Below are 19,533 nucleotides of genomic sequence, written 5' to 3' on the forward strand. Positions count from 1 at the left end.
TCGGTGGCAGAACCGGCGGGTCTCGGTGGCTTCGCGATCAGGTCCCCCACACCAGCACGTGTCCACAGCTGCCCCGCCAGCCCCAGGTCACAGGGTCGGTGATCCAGTACGGCCTGCCGGACCGCCTGCTGCTCGCCCGCATCGAGAACCTGATGTTCACCGACCCGGCGCCCACGCGGCTGGGCCACGAGCGCCTCGCGCCCGCCGGCCGGCCACTTCTCCCACCAGTTGTCCACCGCCTTGAGCGAGACCTGGAACACCGCCGCGACATCCTCGCGAGTCCGGCCTGCCACCAACGCGGCCACTGCCCGCAGCCGAAAGGCCTCCTGCACCGATGGCGACAACTGCCGCGCATCCCCCACCAGTTCACTCACACAGGGATCAAGGACCCAGAACACCTACCGTTTCGGATCGATATGTTCGTCAAGCTGCGGTCATCAGGGTCGCTGAAGTATCAGGCTAGTGGTGGCGCGTGATCATGTCGGCGCGGATCAGGTGGTACACCTCACGAGCTGTGTAGCGTTTCAGGCAGCGCATGACCTCGCGTTTCCCTTTCCTTCGGCGGTGTGCCACTCCAGGTAGAGGCGGTTGCGCTCGTCTTGTCGCATGCGGGTGACCACGATGCGGTACAGAGGGGCGTTGGCCTGCCTGTCTCCGCCGCGGTTGAGCCGACGGCGTTGGCTCTTTCCTGAGGACTTCTTAACAGGCGTAACAGCGCAACCAATATCGAAGTCGAGAGCGGCTCCAGCTGCTCGCGTAGGGCGGACGGAGTGTTGACAGCACGGCCTTGAGCTGGTTACGGGCTTTGACCGCGGGGTTCTTCGCCAACTGGAGCATACGCAGCGCTTCCACCTGTCCGCCGCCGCTCTTCAGTAACGCCCGTGCGATGCCGGACAGCGCAGCCGGGCGGCCGCTTCAGCGTCGACGGCGTCGGTCTTGCCGCGGCGGCGCCGGGTGGATCGGCCGGCCTGGTAACCTCCACGACCGGAACCTGCTGTGTCGCGAGGTAGCGGGCCAGGCCCGCCCCGTAGGAGCCAGTGCACTCCACGCCAGGTCGCAGCGTTCCGCATTGGTACGCAATGGAGAAGGTGGCGGTAGCCGCCCGCCGCGGCCGGGAACTCCCCGCTGTTCAGCACGCCCTCTTCTTGAACGGATCCGTGTTCCCCGCACTGGCCCGGGCCGGCTGCGCTGCAGGCCCGACCAGGTCATCGCGGACAAGGCTTACAGCTCCCGCGGCTTCCGCGCCTACCTGCGAAAACGCGGCATTGCACACACCATCCCCGAGAAGACCGACCAGCGACGGCACCAGCTCAGGCGCGGTGGCCACGGCGGCCGACCACCAGGGTTCGACCGGGAGACCTACCGACGGCGCAACACAATCGAGCGCTGCTTCAACCGGCTCAAGGGCTTCCGCGGGGTCGCCACGAGTTACGAAAAGACGGCCACTTCCTACGAAGCGGCGGTCACCCTCGCATCGATCCTGCTCTGGGCAAGATCCGTTTGAAGACGGACTAGGTGCGGAGGCCAAGGACGAGGTCGTCAGCTGCGAACCGGAGGTTGCTCCCACCGGTGGGGCACCAGGTCAGCGTGTGAGGCGCCCCACCGGCTCCAGGTTCCGCCGTAGACCCATCTGCATGACCGAGAAGCCCTCGCCCGTGGACGCGAACAACAGGTGCCTCAATGATCAGGCTGTCGCGGCCTGCCTTGTCCGACCCGTCCACGGTCGTGTCTGGTAAGTGGGGTCGGTGCATGGCGGTTCGTGAGGCCTCGCCGCGCATTGACTGATCAGTCGAGCACAGTGATCGCCCTGTTGCCAGCTCTGCCGGGGACAGGTCGTCCGGTGCGGGAGCGCCGCAAGGTGGTCAACGACAGCAGGTTCGACCTGGCGCCTGCGCTGGGCTGCCCCATAACGGCCCGCCGTTCGGACGAGCGACTTTTGTCACGGCTCGCCGGGTGCCATCGCCCTGGTCTTCATCATCGCTTGCGCATGGGGCGACACCGCCCGCGGCCGGTCGGTTCACGCCTGACAACAGCCCGTACCGGCGTGGGCGACCCACAAGTCGGTCAGACCGACAGCCTCACCGCAGTGGCACTGGGCGGTACCAGCTTTTCAGTGGACGCATGTCCTGATCCGGAGTCCTCGTCATCCTCCCGGTGCCTGATGATTGGACTCCCAAGAGGAGGCCCGATGAGTGCTGTCCCCTCCCGCACGCCTGTCTTGCAATCCCGTAGGTCTGAGGGCGCCATGGCCCCCCTCATGCATCGACGGTGGCGAATCCACTCGTTGCCCTGCGAGGTCCTCGGCGTGATCGGCGGCACTGGAGATCCGGCCAGGTTCTCGACCGCATCCGTCGGGCTCCGGTCAAGGGCCTGTCGATGTCCTGATCCGTCACACCATGGACTCCGTCCACCACGAAGCTGACCTTACTCTCGCTCATCGACTGGGTCGGCGACTTGCTTACCGCACCGACCGACTTCTTCGTGGCGGGGAGGCCGTCGCACGACTGGTGTCTTGGAGGTCGCCGGCGCCCAGGCCACCTGACCACTCGAGAGTCCGACCATCCGCTTCCGGTCGAGGCTGAGGCCGGAACCAACGACTGCCGGGGGCTGTTGCCCATCCGGGTCCGGTGCATGACGCTGCTCATGAACCTGTCTGTAAGCGTGTCCGACCGGGGGAGTGACCATGACCCGTATGCTCCCCGCTCGCTGCTGCACGGCCGTGCTGCTCCTGAACGGCGGATGCTTCTGTCGTGCCGCCTTCCTGAGGACCCTTCCTGACACGAGGTGACACCCCCACCCTTGCACGTCCTCGACGGGTCACCCAGCCGCTGTGCAGGGTGACCCGCCGTCGAGGGGAGGCGGTACATGTGCCTCGAGGCGCTTGGCCATGGACCGGATCGGCGTGCGCGGGCCCTGCGGAAGGGCGGGAGGCCGCCCACCACTCGTCCAGACAGGACGGAGCGCCTTTAGACCGGAGGCTTCAAGGTAACTGTCAGTGCCCAGTTGTCGGGTTGCTCGTAATACCCGACGGTGCCGGACAGGTCACCTCCCAACGTGGGCGTCACGTCGTCGTACGGGAAGGCGTAGCCGCGGCCCGCAATCTCGTGCACCAGTCTTGCGTAGTGGTGCTTTGGCGCCTGCGTGTAGAAGTGCGTCGCTGTCGCGTCGGGCTGGGCCGCATTACTGAGCAGTGTGCCACGGCAGAAGGCCGCACCAAGGACAGCCGCTATGCGCCCCTGTTGGGTGCCGTTGACACCGTGGAGAGCGCCGTCACACCCGAAGATGTCCTTCTCGGCGGTGTTGGGAACCGTAGAACCCGGGGGAATATACGTTCCGGGACGCCAAATCGGATTGTCGGTGTACGAACCGTCGGTGATTCCCTGGAAGGTGAACTTGTTCCCTGATGTGCGGCCCCTCACGATCTTGCCGGGCCACACATCGCCCAAGGTGATCGCGACGGAGTTGGGGCCGCTGTCTCGGTAGTGGTCCCATACTTTCTGGACGTATGAGGAGTAGTAGCCGGCGAACACTGTCTTTCCCAGGCCCGGGATCTTGGCGGGGCTCACCACCCGTACGAGCTTCCCATTGGCGCTGTAGACGGGGCACGCGCCCCAGTCGCCCCCCTGCCCCGCGAGCATGTTCGCCAATGTCGCTGTGCCTCTGGCAGGCATGCCCGCCACGGTTTGCGTCACTCCACTTCCAGGCACCAGCTTGAGAGACATCGGGATGGCGACCGCGTCCACGAAGCTTACGTTGGCTGTGAGGCCCCTCGCATCGTACGTAAGCTCGCAGTAGTCCCACGAGAGCCCGTACGAATCGTCTTCTGCCACCCCGGGATCGGGTTGAACCAATACACCGGCGCTTCCTTCGGGGTTGCGGTTCGCCTTCAACTTCAGGCTCGTGCCGAGGGAGAACCAGACCCGGCCCGTTACCAACCGCTGAAGCAGGGTGAGATTCGTATCGAACGGCAGCCTGTGATCCGCCAGGAAGGCATCCAGCTCCAGGCCGTCCTTGGCGGGGTTGGGCAGCGGATCCAGTTTTCCTGTACGGGGGTTGAGAAGGCCGTGCCCCTCGAACTTCGTCCCTGAGAACACGTTGGCCGTGACGTACGCAAACGCCGTCGAATGTCCACTGCCGTTGACCAGCCTCAGCTTCGGTGCAACACCAGAAGCGTATGCTGCCGGCGCCTGAGATGTGTTCCACAGCGTCGCGGTCGCCGCAACCGAGGTGGCCGCCAGCAGCTTCCTGCGTGAGATCACCAGATCTCTCCCTTCACTCGAGGAGCCCCGCTGCACCCGCTGGGAGCGGCGTCGAGCATGGGCGTCCGCCTCAGTGGTTGCTCGTTCCGAACACTCCCAACAGCGCGGCAAGTGCACCGCTGCTGTGAGCGGCCGACAAGACTCAGGCTTCATCGGGCGACACTTGGCACCGGTTGCTTTCACCAGGTGAACACAACGGGACTCAGGAAGGCTCCCTCGTGCCTGCCGAGACCGCTGCCTCGTGGGGAGGTGAATGAGTCGCTGACTGCACCCGAAGGCGGTTGGCAGTCATGGGACGGCCAGGTGATCGCAGGGATGAGGTTCATTTCGCGAGTGGAGCACCGGTAGATGACGGTCCGGCCGATGTCCGCTCGATGACCGGCCAGCTCCTGCCCTCACCGTTCACAGGCTCAATGCCCCCGTCACTACGTGTGCCGCGATTTTCGCTGGGCGCAGGCTGAGCGCACCGGTTCTCAGGCCTGGTGACAGCATGGGCAGCCGGCTCTCGTCGGTTCGGTGCTCATGAGGCGAAGCCGGTCCAAGGTGTGTGGTCGGCCGTCCGCAATCGGCCGCTACCCGGCTTGTCGCCACGAGTGGTCGCATGCCCAGGTGAGACACCCGGCAAGGGCTGGTGACCGACCGTGAGAGGAAGGCCCCGTGCGTTCATCGAGGCGGCTTGCAGGGGCACGCCCCGCGTGCGTGACGCGACGAACTAGAAGAACTTTCCAGGTATGCCCCGGCATGGGGCCTGCGATAGTCAGCGGCCCAACAGAACTTTTCGGCTCCTTGGCCGATTTGCGACCAGCGCCTTCACCTGTACTGGTACGTCAGCAAGGGGTCGAGGTGCCCGTGCAGTTACTGTATCGAGGGGTGCTGGTCACGTGAACGCTCCTGATCCAGCGCGACGGTGTGTCAAGAGTCTTGCTCGAGGGCTCGAAGTACTGGGCATGTTGAGGCAAGCGTCCACCCCTGTGCGCCAAAGCGACATCGCCCGCGCCGTGCAGCTTCCACTGCCCACGGTGCATAGGTTGATCGGGACGCTGGAGACCTACGGATACGTAACACGCTGCATCGATGGTCGACACTTCCAGGTCCATCCGGACTGCCGTCTTCCCGACGACTCCGACGAGCCCCGTCCCATGCTCGAAAGGGAGCTGGCGACCTTGTCATACCAGGTCGGCGAGTGGGTAGGACTGGGACTGCTGACTGGCCGAAGAATCAAGTACGTCTGTTCGGCGTCGGAGGATGTTCCCGGCACCGGTGGGTTGGCCGGTCTACCGTCCTGGGCGCACTGCAGCGCGCTGGGACAGTCATTGCTCGCTCAACGCGATGATGCAAGTGTCCTGGCACGCCTCGGTTCGGGCCCCTACGAGCGGCTGACAGCGCATACGCCGACGTCCTGGCCTCAGCTGCGCGAGCCTCTGGCACGAGCCCGGCGGACAGGTTGTGCTCGCTCGAAGGACGAGTTTCAGGTCGGAGTGACGGGGCTGAGCGTGGCCCTGACGGCTTACGGCGACGTTTGGCCGCTGGCGATCGAGGTGCTGATGCCCAATACGCGAGCGAAGCCGGAACGCATGCGCGTAGTTGCGCAATTGCTGCGAGCGGCGTCAGGCCGCATCGGTGCGATCGTGGCTCTCAGCCCAGGCATCCTGACCGGGCCGGGCGGCGATGCGGATCAGTGACCTGAGCCGGGTAAGCGTCGGCACCGTGGGCGCAGCAGCGCATGAGTGGGGTCGAGTCGGTTAGCCGTGTGTGGCCGGGCTCGAAGCATCACGCGCTGACCGACGCGTACGGTACCCCGCTGCGGTGCGCTGAACGGCGGACAGCGCAGCGAGATGACTCTGCTGCCGCCGCTGATCGTCAATGTGCCGCCGGTGCAGTGAGAACGTGGGGCGGTCCCCGGCCGGGCCCCGGACGCTGTGTGCCGACTGTGAGCACCACGACGACCTGCACGGTCACTGGCTGTGTGTGCTGCATCGTCCCGAACACCACCCGTCGTCCAGTCCTGTGGTTCTTCGGCTACTCGCTCTCCTTCTTGATGGTCCTTCCCGCACTCCAGGGCGGCGAGTGACGCTTCGCGGTGGCCGCAGCTGGCAGTTACGAGGCAGGGCCCGATCCGCAGCAGGGTGAGGCATCCTGGGACGCGTCGAGAGCGACGTGGATGACATCGACCTGGCGTGTTTCCCCTCGGCGCCGACGGACGCGAGTATCTGCTGACGGCGGCACCTACAGCGAAGAAGCCACTGGACACCGTCAGCATGCGTCGCTTGTGTGGGTGGGGGTGCCACCCGGCTTCCGGCAGCACCCCCCAGTCGAGGTCTCGACACGCGGCTACGCCGTGTGACGGGTGATCGTGCAGCGCAGGGGTTCGAACTGCAACTTCCTCAACCGCATCCCGTCCTGGGGGAGTGGGCGGGACGTTCGCGTACAACTCAATGGGTGTCGCGAGCACCCATCCCAGCACCGTGCCGAGGGCCATAGCAAGCACGATGACGCACCCCTAGGGAATAACCTAGGGTTTGTTCACAGCGAGCTCCACTGCCCGCAGGCCGCACTGTCGAGCAGCGTGTCGGCGCATGGCCGGCAGAGCGGTAGCAGCGAAATACGGCGGTATCCGCTCGGTGGCGGAGGCGCACCCTCGTGGACTGCCGTGTCGGCCGCCGGGAGACCCAGACCCATGAGTGAGTCCGGAAGCCCTATAGATCATCAGGGACATCGGTGAGGAGAAGGCCGGTGCCGGCGCCGCAACGTCGTCGAGTGCGGCTACGTGAGGCTGCCGGCGCCGAAGCGCACTGTGACCTGCTCGAACTGGGTGCAGGTCGAGGTGTACACCATGATCCCTGCCCGGGTGACCTCTCAGGCATGTTCCTATCGGGACCACGCGCTCGGCCGGCCCGTCATCCGCACGCCCGATGCAGGACGTCGGACCAGCCTCACCATTGACAGGTTTCTTGTCGATCGGGACAATCCCCTATTTCCAGGAATCCTGTGGATTGGGAAGGGTGAGGCGTGTGGGTGCAGAGCAGTGGGCGGCCGCGGTGAGGAGCAGCGGGAAGGGCTGGGACACACTGCTATGCCGGTCATCGTCTCCTTCTCTCTGAGAGCAGCGGTGATGCCCATGGGTGAGCAACGCGGGGGCGCTCGCATCGTCCCTGGGCAGGGAGCGGACGCCGAACCACAGAACGTCTGCATCTCAACTTCACAGCAAATGGCTGGAGTTTGACATGATCGCTCCGTCGTTGCACCTGGACCTCGATCAGCTGCGATCGACGTGCACACGCATGCCGAAGTCTCGCGCACAGGCCATTCCTCTCTCAACCCGGAGCTTATGGTTGCCTCGAAGAAGTATTTCGCCGCGCACGACCACCGACAGCCTACGATCGACGAGATGGCGGACTACTACCGGCAAAGGAAGATGGCGGCCGTTGTCTTCACCGTGGACGCGGAGCACGCCTTCGGTCATCCGCCCATCCCGAACGAGGAGATAGCCGAAGACTGTGCTGCTCACCCCGACGTCCTCATCCCCTTTGCCTCGCTCGACCCGTGGCGGGGCCGTGCCGCTGTGCTCCATGCACGCAGGCTCGTCGGCGACTATGGTGTACGGGGCTTCAAGTTCCATCCCAGCTTGCAGGCCTTCTCGCCGGACAGCCGCATGGCCTACCCGTTGTACGAGGCCATCGAGGAACTCGGCGTACCAGCGTTGTTTCACACCGGACAGACCGGCATCGGCGCGGGCGTCCCGGGAGGCGGAGGGATTCGCCTCAAGTACTCCAACCCGCTGCTGATCGACGACGTCGCTGCTGATTTCCCCGACCTGCGGATCATCCTCGCCCATCCTTCCTTCCCCTGGCAGGACGAGGCGCTCGCGGTGGCCACTCACAAGCCGAACGTATACATCGACCTTTCTGGCTGGTCGCCGAAGTACTTCCCCCCACAACTCGTCCGCTACGCCAACACGCTACTGAAGGACAAGGTGCTGTTCGGCTCGGACTACCCTGTCATCACCCCCGACCGATGGCTGGCCGATTTCGCCACTCTCGACATCAAGCCAGAGGTGAGGCCCCGAATTCTCAAGGGCAACGCAGTGCGCTGGCCGCTCGTTGACACCATCCGCCCTGGCGGAGCGGTTGTCGGCGACTTTGCGGACGACCTTCAGTGCCGTGCCGCGAGCCCACGAGAGGCAGTGAGGCCGAACGGCGCCGTTCTGATACGCGCTGTCCAGCACAAAGAGAAGGTAGCGGCCGAGCCGTACCTGCTCCTTGAGTCAGCGCTGAGCCGCTCGGCACAGGCTCTGGGCGAAGCTCTCACCCTGAGTGACGCGACGGTGGTTCTCCAACGGTTCCGCCGGAAGTCGTAACGCCGTCACGCGGTTCCGGCTGATGGCCGGCGTCCCAGCGCCCCAGGGTGCGCAGCTCACGGCGCCATGGGTGTGTCACCATGCCCGCCTCGTGGCATGTCGTCGCAGACTAGCCTCTTCGGAGTCCCGGGTGTGTCAGCCGCAGGTTTTGTACGGGTAGCTGCCGTACTCCAGCTCTGAGTCCTCTCTCCGGCACCTTGTTCGCCCATCCCATGGCAGGTGCGCCGATCCCTTGACACTTTCGGCCGCCTCATGAGCGGTCGCTTCCCTTGCACCGACGGCACAGCAAGGCCGCACCGGTGCGTGTGCTCAGCGACGCAGACGTTGCCCAGCCCTCGGACGGCGCGTTCGTGATGGTGCTGCGTAGAGATCGCCCCACACGGATCCCGCGCGCGGCCGTGTGGTGGTCGGTGCGGGAGCCGGCCGGCTACACGCTCAGGGCGGCGAAGCAGGCTGGTTACCGCGGACTCTCCCTCAGCCGATTCCGGTCCGGGCGGAGGTCGGTAGACAGTGTCGCCGCCATCCACTCGGCCGCCGAGGCCGCATCATGATCCGTGCGATATTGCGCCGAGCTGGTAGTACGGGCCCGCCGACGGGACGTTAGCTGGCACTCACTACCGATTTCGAAGTCTCACATGCTCGGACTGCCCTTCGTCGCCCCCTGGCTGGTTCTGGTCTCCGCGCTGTGGGCGATGCTGCCGCTGCTCTGCCCCCGGCGGCGCAGGGTGGGGATCACTATTGCCTTCTCGCATCTCATCGTGACCCTGGTGAGCACACGGCCCTGGACTGAAACTGGTATTGGGATGAAGGGTGGTGGATGAGTCTTATCCTCGGGCAGGGAACCCTTGTTGCGCTTGGACGGCTAGCCTTCGAACTCAGTCCGCTCGGCGCCCGTCGCCGCCGCGCGACGCCACAGCACCCCTGCAGCGACCCGTGGTGCCCCAGTCGCATCCGTGATCTGCCCGCCCGCGTCCCGCGACAACGCGGACGGGACGAGGCCTTGCCCCCTGATTTTCAGCATGGCCCTCAGCCTCCACCGAACAAGCAAGGATCTTGAGCACCGCCACCGCCACCGCCGACGTCGCCGTCTCGCTGCTCCTCGCGGGCACCCGCGGCTCACCCACCTGACGCGCCGTTACGCTTGCGCACACGGGCGCGTAGGCTCGTACGTGCGCTCCCGCGACGGGACGGACGGGAGGCGTTAGCCACGACCTCCGTCGTTGACACCTCCCCACCAACCGGCTCACCGGACCCGAGGCAAGCCCCAAGGCAGTTTCGTGCAGCGTCTGACTTCTGAGGCCTGGCTACTGCTCCTGCCCTCCGGCCTGGGACTGCGCATGCGCGCCTGCCCGCGACGACTCCTGCCATTGGGTCCTTCCGACTACGACAGCTACTCATCTTGACGACGCGTCGTGCGCCAGGACCGCTTCCTCTAGACGATGTGCCCGGTGCGTCGACCAGCGCAAGGCTGGGCCACGGGAGTCGGTCAGCTCGTCGGAGACGCCCGAAGCCATCACCGCGGCCTCCCAGGAGACCAGGTGCCTCGTCAGGCCGTCTTCTGTCCCGCAGGCTGCAACCGGCGGCGGGGGACGAGTGAGCCTTGGTGTCGTCGCCTCTGCCTTCCAGGCCCTTGCCCTCCGTGCTGGAGCGGTTCCACCAAGTCCTGCCGACGCCTGTTCGCCGACCGTTCGTGACGGCCTGCCTCCGCACCACCCCGCCGCCGAAGCCGTCGGCCCGCTGGAGCAGGCTGGCTTTGCGCGCCGGAACGGTCACCAGACCCTTGTGGCGAATGCCCTCGTGTCGTCACGACCATGGTGCTGCACACTGTGGCGCCAAGTCCTGCGGTCTGTCACATGCTGGGGAAATTCCCTGATGCGCCGTACCGCAGTGTGCGGTGTCCTGGTAGATGTGGGGAAGCTGTGCTGTCACACAACCACAGCTTCCTTGTCCATAAGGATTCTCCACGTAACAAGCCGGATGAAAAAGAGTAGCAATGAGTAATTGCAGTGGAAATGGAATCCCTTCCGCGTGGGCAGCGTCACTGCTCATCGCCATGTCTCTGCCTGCTTTCATGGCATCCCCTGAAATGTCGACGCACTCCAGCGGCATGGCTATTGATAATCAATACGTCGGATCCCATGCTGTAGCTCAAGAGATGGAGGCCGTTAGCCTTCCCTCGGTTGCCGTATCAGCCGCCAACATTGCCCGAATACAGGCGACGATTGGCGGGCAGGTAATCGAATTCACCGACGTCGCGCGCATGGATTACCGTAACACGCTCGGACTCAGTGGGCGCGGCGGCAGTGAGTACGCGAGGATGTGGTGGCTGCAGCAGAAAAAATATCCATTCATTCGGAAGGAGGTCAAGCTAGTATTCTTCGATTCCGCAGGTAGATCAGTCCTTTCTTACGGACTCGCGAATTCGCGCCTGGTTGGCTACGAGAGGGTGGAGACCCTCGGAGTGACTCAAGAGCGAATCGTTTTGCAGTATGAGAACTTGGTTGACTCCTCTCAGAGTGCCATGGACGGCTGACGAAACCACGCCCATCCGTACTCGTGAACGGCTTCAACCGGGAGTACAACGGCTCCTTCAGCGAGGTGGATCATTCATTATTGCCGTACCCTCGGCGGGAGTTGAGTGTTCGGTGCACTGTGGGAGCTGGCGCTGGCTGCGGCAATGGAATGAGGCTGGCAGGTGGCAGCGGCTGCACCCGTACCCTGCCACCACCGAGCGCCCTCAAGGCCTAGGCACAGGTGCGTGCCCCGCCGGAGAGCAGGGCACACGCCGTTTGCGAGACGTAAGGGGTGTCAGTTCCCGTACTGCAGCCCGTAGGCGCCGGGCTCGGTCAGCCTGCCGGGGCAGACCCGGTGCAGGATGACGGGCTTGTTCCGCTGGAACCCGGTGGACAGGACGTAGACGTGCCCGTCGTCGCCGAGGGCCCAGGTGAGCAGCTGGAACATGCCGCCGTGCAGGTCCAGGGCGAACACGGCGCCGGTCGGGACCCAGGTCGCGCCCGAGTCGTCCGACCGCCAGATCTCTGTGCGCACCACGTTGCCGAGCCCCTGGTTCACCATGGCGTGCAGGTACATGCTGCCGCCGAGGATGATCACGTCGGACGGCAGCACGGTGGAGTGCGCGGAGTTGTCGTGGTCGTACGGCCACAGCTGCCGGGCGTGCCGTCCGCCCACCGCGCCGGTCCAGACGACCGGTCGGCCGGACCCCTCGAAACGCCCGTACAGCGCCACGGGTGAGCGCCACCAGCCGCCGCCGACCCTGGCCTCCTCGAACGTGTCGCCGAAGACGAACAGGAGCCGGCCGTCGGGCGTCGGCGCCGGTACGCCGAGGTCGGTGACCTCACTCGGAATCGGTGAGTCGAGGGCCGGTGAGGTCGGCGACCTTGGAGATTCGGAGGGTGTCCGCCGCCTGGGCCGGGGTCCGCAGGAGAGGAGTGACCAGGGCGGCCGAGGTGGCCGCCCGGAGGAATCGGGCCCGGCTGAGGTGGACCGGGCGGATGGGGGCCGCCCGAGGGGGACGCGTGGCGCCATCCGGTGTTGTGTCGTGCATGAGTGCTCCTTGGTGGAGGAACCGGGGGAGAGGGGCGGTTGTTCAGTGGCCATGGCTTTGTGGGGACCGAAGGCCGAGTGCTGCAAAGACGGTGGTGTCGTGTGCCGGACCAACCCTGCAGCGTCGGGTCGACCCGACGCTGGTGCATGGGTCCGGGACGCGGTGGCGGACCCCTGCGGTCGTGTTATGCGCTGCCCGCGCAGTCCGGCTTGACCCGGTCCACACGTCGGCCGAAGTCGTAGTTCGAGTTGTTGTCGCCCGGGTTGACTGGACGCGTGGTGGCCGGGTGCGGTGGCGGCGAGTCCTGGAAGCAGCCCCTGACCGAGGCGACGAACGAGGCGACCTTGTCGGCGAGCCCGTGGCCGCCGAGGAAGACGTTGCCCTGGTCGGGGCTCCAGTCGTAGCGCGTGCCCTGGAAGTGGGCCTCCGACCACATGCAGATCTTGCCGGCGGGGCAATGCGGCAGGGCGGCGGCGTTCGCGGTGCCCGTGGCCGAACCCACCGTCGTCGCCCGGGACCGGGTCTCCGTCATCTCCGCGAGCGTGGGGCCGGCGGCCGTGCCCAGGGCGGCGGTTGCCAAGGCGATGAGGCCAGCATCGTCCCGATCGCGCACTTTCGCTTCTTCATGCGATTCCCCTTTTCCGTTCGTTGTCCGGTCCTGGTTGCCGGACTCGATGCACCGTTTGTAGCCGCTAATCTGTTGTTCAGGTCCGGCCGACCGACGGTGAACAAACGGATGCCGAACATGTGATGGGCCTTGGGGAAGGGGCGGTGCATGCCACGGGGAGAGATTCCTCTGGACCCAGAAGGTGGTCCTCTGTTCGAGTTCGCGGCTCGTTTGCGGAAAGTGCGGGAACAGGCCAGCCGTCCCACCTACCGGGAGCTCGCGCAGAGGGCGCACTACGGGATCGCGACGTTGTCCTCGGCCGCGGCTGGACGTCAACTCCCCAGCCTGGCCGTCACCCTCGCCTACGTGCGCGCCTGCGGCGGTGACGAGCGGGAATGGAAGGTGATCTGGCAGCGGACGGCCGACGCGTGCAGCGGTGCGGACACGTCGGCCGATGCCGGCACCGAAAGTCGGAGCAGGGGCGGCCCCAAGCCCCCCTATGCCGGCCTGATCACTTTCGGAGAGGCCGATGCCGGATTCTTCTTCGGCCGGGAGAAACTCACCGGAGCACTCGTCGAACACCTGAAGCGAAAACGTCTTCTCGTGTTGTTCGGGGCGTCCGGTTCCGGTAAGTCATCCGTACTGCGTGCCGGTGTGATTCCGGCTTTTCCCGATGATTTCGCGCTGGTATTCACGCCCGGCGCACATCCGCTGGAGGAATGCGGCTCACGGCTGGCGGCGCGCGCCGGCACCGCTCCCGGCCCGGTGCACGCCGGACTCGCGGCGGAGCCGGAAACCTTCCACCGGATGGTGCGGCAGATCCTTGCAAGGCGGCAGGACACAGGCCCCGCACCCGAGGAACTGCTCATCGTCGTCGACCAGTTCGAGGAAGTATTCACGCTCTGTCGCGACATGGGGGAGCGGCAGCGGTTCGTCGCCGCCCTCGTGCACGCCGCACGGACACCCGACAGCCGCACGCGAGTGGCCATCGCCGTACGGTCCGACTTCTACACGCACTGCACACGGCTGCCCCCTCTCGCCGAGGCCCTGCCCCACGCCCACCACTCCGTCGGCCCGATGACCGTCGAAGAGCTGAGGGCCGCCATCGTCCAGCCCGCCGCCCGCTGCCGGCTCACCGTCCAGAGCGCTCTGCTGACGGCCCTAACGGCCGACGCCCACGGTCGGCCCGGGGCGCTGCCCCTGCTGTCACACGCCTTGCTGGAGACCTGGAGGCGTCGGCGCGGCAACGCGCTCACACTGGACGGCTACCGTGATGCGGGCGGCTTCGAAGGCGCACTCACCCAGACCGCGGAGGACTTGTACGGCGCCCTGGACGACAGCAGGCAGGAGGCAGCGCGGCGGCTGTTTGTGCGCCTCGTCGCGTTGGGCGAGGGCACCGAGGACACCAAGCGCCGTGTCCCGCGCCAGGAACTCGACAGTGGACCGGACACCGAGGTCGTCCTCGAACAAGCGACCAGGGCGAGGCTGCTGACCGCCGACGGTGACCATGTCGAGATCGCCCACGAGGCGCTGATCCGGTGCTGGCCCCGGCTCGCCAGGTGGCTGGAGGAGGACCGCGGCCAGGAGCGCCTGCACCGTGCGCTCACCGAGGCCACCACGCTATGGGAGTCCATGGACCATGACCCGGACACCCTCTACCGCGGTGCGCGTCTTGCCGCCGCCAAGGAACTCCCGCCGCAGGTGCTGACCGCCCGGGAACGTGCCTTCCTCGATGCCGGCGATTCGGCGGCGAAGCAGGCGCGACAGCAAGACCGCCGCCGCCTGCGCCGCCTGCGTCGCCTGGCCGGGGCCCTGGTCGTCCTGCTCGTCTGCGCCGTGACGGCCGCCGGTTTCGCCGTACGTGCGCAGCACACCGTCACGCGGCAGCGCAACGAGGCCGTGGCCCTGCGGGCCGCCGCCGAGTCCGTGCGGCTCAGCCAGCACAACCCGTCCCTGGCAGTCCAGATCGCTCTGGCCGCCTACCGCGAGTCGCCGCAGAGGCGTACCCGCGACGCCCTGCTGAGCACCATGTCCGTCGCCTCCACGGATCCCAAGACACTCGGAACCCGAACGGCCGGACAGACACCCGCCGAGCACACGCCGGCCGGGCACGCGCCGGCCCTGACGGCTGACGGCCGCACGCTGGCCATGGCCGACCGCTCGCGCATCGTCCTGTGGGACATGAGCAACCCGCGGCTGCCCCGTCGGCTCGGCTCCCTCCACACGGACGGAGTCGGCATCAACGCGATCGAGTTCACCGAGAACGGAGACACGCTCGTCGGCACGGACGCCGACCGCGTGCTCCGGCTGTGGGACGTGACGGACCCGAAGCATCCGGTCCTACTGGCGAAGCGGCCGACGGGCCACTTGGAGGCCCTTTACTCCATCGCCGTGCGCCGCGACGGCCGCATGGCGGCGACCAGCAGCTTCGACGACACCGTCCGCCTTTGGGACATCACCGACCCCGCCCACCCTCGGATACTGGGCACGCTCACCGGGCACGAGGCGAACGTCAAGCCTGTGGCCTTCAGCCCCGACGGCAGGACCCTGGCCTCGGGCTCCGACGATCGCGACGTCCGCATCTGGGACGTGACCGACCCGCACCGCGCCGTCCCCGTCGCCGTCCTCGAAGGCCATCGTCACTTCGTCGACGCTCTCGCCTACAGCCCGGACGGCCGGATCCTGCTGAGCGGAAGCGACGACCGCACGGCGAGACTGTGGGACATCAGCGCCCTTCCCCGGCATCGGGAACTGGGCGCGCTGACGAGACACGCCGATATCGTCACCGGCGTCACCTTCGCCCCGCACGGCCGCACGGCGGTAACCGTCGGCGTGGACGGCGCGGTGAACGTCTGGGACGTGGCCGACCCCGCACACCCCACTCACCGGGCCCACCTCATCAACCCCCGGGGAACGGTGAAGGAGGTGCGTCCCCTCACGGCGAACGACACTTTCCTCACCGTGACGGCCCACTACAGCGTTCAGGTCTGGTACACCGACCTGAACCGGGCACTTGCCGACGCATGCGACCGCGTCGGGACCACGATCGGCCGCGATCAGTGGGCCCGGTACTTCCCCCGCCTCGACTACGCCCCACCGTGCCCGCGTCGTGGGTCGCGGGCTGCTTAACCGCTACCGGCGCTGGCGGCGCCCCGTTTCCCGTGGCAGTCGATCGTGTCCGCCACTGCTTCTCCTTCGTGGAGGGGCATCACGGCCGTCAGTTGTTCCAGCCCGTTGTGCACCGCGCCTTCATCGTCCAGCGGTTGAGGGTCCCCGTCGCAGGCGACCGGGCGGCCCGGAGCCCCACGCTGCGAGCACCCTGGTGCAACCTGCAGAGGGCCGAACACCACGCACGCCTGACCGATAAAGATCCCTAGCCAGTTCCGCAGTTCTCGACGGGCGTAGCCGACAACTCGTCGGGCGGTACGGGGATCATCACTTCCACTCCATGGCGGGCGGATGATCGTTGGTTGAGGGACGCCAGCCGTCGTTCCCAGCTGTAGCCGCGGCCGTCTGTGAAGAAGAGGGCGGGTGAAGGAGTTGCCGAATGAGTGTTGAACAACGTCCACTCCGTGAGCACGGCAGGAGGGGCGGGCAACTCGCCATCTGATCCGGCGTCGGATTGTGGCGTGTATACGACCTGTGTGCAAGGTGGCAGGTCCGGGAGGAGCAAACCGAACCCGTCGGGATGCTCCAGTAGGACAGCCGTGACGGCATCCGGTGACCTGTTGGCGATGTGCGGCCGCGGACCGTCCTTGGTCTTCGCAACCCACAGCGTTACACGGCTGGCCTGTGCTCGCTTCTGCTGGTCGCTTTCCTCCCGGGACTGCTCCAGCTGATCCTTCGCTGTCTGCTGGCTCCAGTATGTGGTCACTGCCTGAGCCCACAGCCCTCCGATCGCCGCCAAGGCAGCTACTACGGTGGCGCCCACTGTGATCACGCGGAGCGCCCTGCCGCCGGCCTCTGGACCGGACGTCTGGGCGCGGTGCTCACGGTGAGAGCGGCTGGAGGCAATCCGTCGACGGACGCGGCCAGGTCGCACTCGTCGTCGATGAACGATATGCGGCACAACTTCCCCCCTCAACCAGTGATCAGAGCGCTCTCCGCTGTCCGGAGGGAGCGCTTCCAAACTGGGGCGCGCCCCTGCCCTTCAGCGGAAGGGCGCCTGCGCTCAGCACGATAGAGCGTCAGCCACTAGCCGCGGGGTCAGGTTGCGATGATGCCCCGTGGGCAGCGCACACCTCCCACGAGCTTCTGCTTGTGGCTCACCCAGGGGCAGTGTCGGCGTCGGCTGCATGCGGCGAGCCTGCCGTCGGCGCCGGTGCCCGCGCGGGACGGCTGATGCAGCGGTCGCGGTCGGCAGTACTTGCCCATGTGGCCGATGGTCTCAGGCGGCGACGATGGCCGGGCTTGCCTCGGCGAGATCCGTCGCGCGGGCGCCGATGTCTTTCGCCGCGGTGGTCCGGTACCGGGGGCGGCGTCGATCCGTGTGTTGAGCTGGGGCCACGAGGGTGGAGTCGGCGCGGGTGACGTCGCTCAGCGCCTGGGGGCAGCGGCAGCGTCTTGTCATCTGCTCGTCCTTGCTGAACGGGACAGCGACCAGGCCAAGTCGGTCCACGGTCTTCACCCGGTTGAGGCCGGCCTGCGCAGCATCGGGGCGGCGGTGAAGTAAGCACCGGCCACCTGGCGGTTGGCCCTGGAGTCCTGCGGCGGCGAAGGTGGAGACCGCGTGGGTGCCGGCGGCGGGTTCGGAGGCGTCGAAGTAGTCCGTTCACGCGGGTTCGTCGTCCAGACCGTCAGCGACCAGTTCGTCAGCGGCGTCGAGGTGGTGTTCGGCACGTCGTGGGTCGCCGAGCGTTGCGAGCACCCGGCCGGTCGTTGAGGCGTCCAGCGGCGGGGCGGCGGGCGTGAAGCGGTACTTGCCGGAGGAGGCGCCGCTCGCCGGTCGCGCACAGGGATGAGGGTCCCGTCCACGATCATTGCCGCAGGAATGGTGCTGCCATTCCTGGGCGAGGTCATTGAACAGGTCGTGGACGGGGGGTCGATCGCCCCGCGGGTCACCATGGTTTCGCGCCGGGTGGTGGCCATCATGAAAGACGTCAGCCCGTTTCGGCTCGGACCAGCAGCCATTGGAGAAGTCGTAGGCGGCATCCGCGGTCACCCAGCGAATCGAAATCTTGTCCATGATGGCGCGGCGGACCATCACCTTGCCCTTGGCCCGCCTCGCTCTCGAAGCCGACCCCGTCGTCGCTGCCGGCTCGACGGCTCCCTTCGCGGTCATCGGTCCAGCAGGTGGGCAGATACAGACGCCGGTCGATCAAGGCCCGTCCACGGTCGGCAGCACCAGCGGAGAACGGGTCGACCTGGCAGTTCTCCGTCCGCCTGGCGGTGCCACAGTCCTGCCGCTGCAACCTGGCCGACCGCGTCCCCTTCTTCAAAACGCCCGTGTCGTCCACGACGAATATGGCGCAGGGGTCGCCGAGGTTGTCGACGCCGTGCTCGCACACGTCGTCGAGCACCTCATCGGCTTCCTCCGCCAGCGTCCAGTCATTCTTCCGCTGCAGAGTGAGCGATCAGCCCCTCGCATAGCAGCCGTCGCGGACTTCCGGGGCTCCGACGTGCTGAAAAGGTGAAGGAACCGCCCGTGCACGGCATCCAGTTCATCCGCCCCGACCTGATCCCAGCAAGGCCCACCCACAGCCACGGCAAGCATCGTTGCCGTCCGGATGGAGTCCTCGTAACAGGCTGGCCGCCCGACCGGATATGTAGAGGTGTCCACCGTTCGGTGGACGCAACAGTGGCCGAACCGTCGTCCCGTCCGCACCAGCTCAGAGCAGAGACTGCGTGACATGACACGACACACAGATGTCGCCGAGCCCAGCGGAGTGGCGGTGCGCGTGCGGGGTCTGCAGAAGAGCTACGGCGCCGTCTATGCCGTCAAGGGAATCGACCTGAACGTGCGGCGCGGTGAGATCTTTGGCTTGCTCGGCCCCAACGGTGCGGGCAAGAGCACAACGGTGGAGATCCTTCAGGGCAATCGAGCGCGAGACGGGGGGGAAGTTTCAGTTCTGGGCTGGGATCCTGCCAACGCAGGCCGTCAGGAGCGTGCCCGGGTCGGCATCGTATGGCAGGACCAATCGGCGCCAGGCGACCTGACAGTACGAGAGGCCGTGCATCACTTCGCGCGCTATTACCCAGATCCGCGGCCCCCTGAGGAAGTGATCGAGCTGGTGGGCCTGAGGGAGAAGGCGACAAGCCGCATCAAGACGCTTTCCGGAGGCCAGCGACGGCGCGTCGACGTGGCCCTGGGTGTGATCGGAGGGCCTGAGCTCCTGATCCTGGACGAGCCGACGACCGGCTTCGATCCGGCGGCTCGCCGCCAGTTCTGGGATCTCGTCCGCCACCTGGTCGCCGTCGACGGCACGACGGTAGTGCTTACCACGCACTACCTGGGTGAGGCGGAAGCGCTGGCCGACCGGCTCGCGGTGATCGTCGGCGGGAAGGTGGTGGCGGAGGGGACGCCGGCGATGCTCCGCGGTCACCTGGGCGATGAAGTCGTGGTCGAGTGGACGGATACGGGCGGCAGGACACGCGACCTGCGCACGACGACGCCGGCTCGTGCTGTCGCCCACCTCATGCGGGAGTTCGGCGGTGAGGTCCCCGGGCTCAGAATCGATCGCCCAACGCTGGAAGATGTCTACCTCCATCTCACCCGCCAGGCGGCCCGGCCTTGACCAGAGAGCCC

The 19,533-nt window shown here is 66.6% G+C and carries 9 protein-coding genes and 4 pseudogenes; 6 read left to right on the forward strand and 7 right to left on the reverse strand.

Features of this window, described 5'->3' with window-relative positions; translation table 11 throughout:
* Positions 1 to 29 precede the first annotated feature (29 nt).
* Both ACIGAQ_RS37280 and ACIGAQ_RS37285 read right to left on the reverse strand, forming a co-directional pair.
* Positions 30 to 362, reverse strand: a pseudogene (locus ACIGAQ_RS37280) (transposase); the annotation flags it as partial.
* A 162-nt stretch (positions 363 to 524) separates the two neighbouring features.
* The gene (locus ACIGAQ_RS37285; protein WP_399791209.1) at positions 525 to 725 is read right to left on the reverse strand and encodes a transposase; all 201 of its coding nucleotides are present in this window, start codon (positions 723 to 725) and stop codon (positions 525 to 527) included.
* 416 nt (positions 726 to 1,141) lie between these two features.
* Here ACIGAQ_RS37285 and ACIGAQ_RS37290 point away from each other — a divergent pair.
* Positions 1,142 to 1,504, forward strand: a pseudogene (locus tag ACIGAQ_RS37290) (transposase); the annotation flags it as partial.
* 1,462 nt (positions 1,505 to 2,966) lie between these two features.
* Here ACIGAQ_RS37290 and ACIGAQ_RS37295 read toward each other — a convergent pair.
* Complete coding sequence (locus ACIGAQ_RS37295; protein ID WP_399791148.1) at positions 2,967 to 4,259, reverse strand: beta-1,3-glucanase family protein; 1,293 nt, start codon at positions 4,257 to 4,259, stop codon at positions 2,967 to 2,969.
* Between the two features lie 731 nt (positions 4,260 to 4,990).
* On the opposite strand from ACIGAQ_RS37295, the gene ACIGAQ_RS37300 reads away from it, so the two are divergent.
* The 3 genes and pseudogenes from ACIGAQ_RS37300 to ACIGAQ_RS37310 all read left to right on the forward strand — a co-directional run bounded on the left by ACIGAQ_RS37300 (position 4,991) and on the right by ACIGAQ_RS37310 (position 11,149).
* Entirely contained in the window at positions 4,991 to 5,941 is a 951-nt protein-coding gene (locus tag ACIGAQ_RS37300) for an IclR family transcriptional regulator (RefSeq protein WP_399791150.1), read from the forward strand.
* Between the two features lie 1,583 nt (positions 5,942 to 7,524).
* A pseudogene (locus ACIGAQ_RS37305) lies at positions 7,525 to 8,346 on the forward strand (amidohydrolase family protein); the annotation flags it as partial.
* Between the two features lie 2,341 nt (positions 8,347 to 10,687).
* The gene (locus ACIGAQ_RS37310) at positions 10,688 to 11,149 is read left to right on the forward strand and encodes a hypothetical protein (RefSeq protein ID WP_399791153.1); all 462 of its coding nucleotides are present in this window, start codon (positions 10,688 to 10,690) and stop codon (positions 11,147 to 11,149) included.
* 275 nt (positions 11,150 to 11,424) lie between these two features.
* Here ACIGAQ_RS37310 and ACIGAQ_RS37315 read toward each other — a convergent pair whose 3' ends face one another.
* Positions 11,425 to 12,234: a DUF4185 domain-containing protein gene (locus ACIGAQ_RS37315; protein WP_399791156.1), complete on the reverse strand. Its 810-nt coding sequence runs from the start codon at positions 12,232 to 12,234 to the stop codon at positions 11,425 to 11,427.
* Positions 12,235 to 12,365: 131 nt separating this feature from the next.
* Positions 12,366 to 12,761: a peptidase inhibitor family I36 protein gene (locus ACIGAQ_RS37320; protein WP_399791159.1), complete on the reverse strand. Its 396-nt coding sequence runs from the start codon at positions 12,759 to 12,761 to the stop codon at positions 12,366 to 12,368.
* A gap of 195 nt (positions 12,762 to 12,956) precedes the next feature.
* Between ACIGAQ_RS37320 and ACIGAQ_RS37325 the strand changes: the two genes are divergently transcribed.
* Entirely contained in the window at positions 12,957 to 15,917 is a 2,961-nt protein-coding gene (locus ACIGAQ_RS37325) for a hypothetical protein (RefSeq protein ID WP_399791162.1), read from the forward strand.
* Between the two features lie 1,258 nt (positions 15,918 to 17,175).
* On the opposite strand, the gene ACIGAQ_RS37330 is transcribed toward ACIGAQ_RS37325, so the two are convergent.
* Positions 17,176 to 17,415, reverse strand: a complete 240-nt coding sequence (locus tag ACIGAQ_RS37330; protein ID WP_399791165.1) for a hypothetical protein — start codon at positions 17,413 to 17,415, stop codon at positions 17,176 to 17,178.
* A gap of 318 nt (positions 17,416 to 17,733) precedes the next feature.
* Positions 17,734 to 18,501 (reverse strand): annotated as a pseudogene (locus ACIGAQ_RS37335) (transposase); the annotation flags it as partial.
* Positions 18,502 to 18,637: 136 nt separating this feature from the next.
* Between ACIGAQ_RS37335 and ACIGAQ_RS37340 the strand changes: the two are divergent.
* Positions 18,638 to 19,522: an ABC transporter ATP-binding protein gene (locus ACIGAQ_RS37340; protein WP_399791168.1), complete on the forward strand. Its 885-nt coding sequence runs from the start codon at positions 18,638 to 18,640 to the stop codon at positions 19,520 to 19,522.
* The last annotated feature ends 11 nt before the right edge of the window (positions 19,523 to 19,533 follow it).

Source organism: Streptomyces sp. NPDC085932 (genome assembly GCF_044540525.1).
GTDB classification, from domain to species: Bacteria; Actinomycetota; Actinomycetes; order Streptomycetales; family Streptomycetaceae; genus Streptomyces; species Streptomyces levis.

Coding starts and splice junctions, on each gene's coding strand:
- ACIGAQ_RS37300 (WP_399791150.1), top strand. CDS start 4,991: ATGCCCCGGCATGGGGCCTGCGATAGTCAGCGGCCCAACAGAACTTTT.
- ACIGAQ_RS37310 (WP_399791153.1), top strand. CDS start 10,688: ATGGCATCCCCTGAAATGTCGACGCACTCCAGCGGCATGGCTATTGAT.
- ACIGAQ_RS37315 (WP_399791156.1), bottom strand. CDS start 12,234: ATGGCCACTGAACAACCGCCCCTCTCCCCCGGTTCCTCCACCAAGGAG.
- ACIGAQ_RS37325 (WP_399791162.1), top strand. CDS start 12,957: ATGCCACGGGGAGAGATTCCTCTGGACCCAGAAGGTGGTCCTCTGTTC.
- ACIGAQ_RS37340 (WP_399791168.1), top strand. CDS start 18,638: ATGACACGACACACAGATGTCGCCGAGCCCAGCGGAGTGGCGGTGCGC.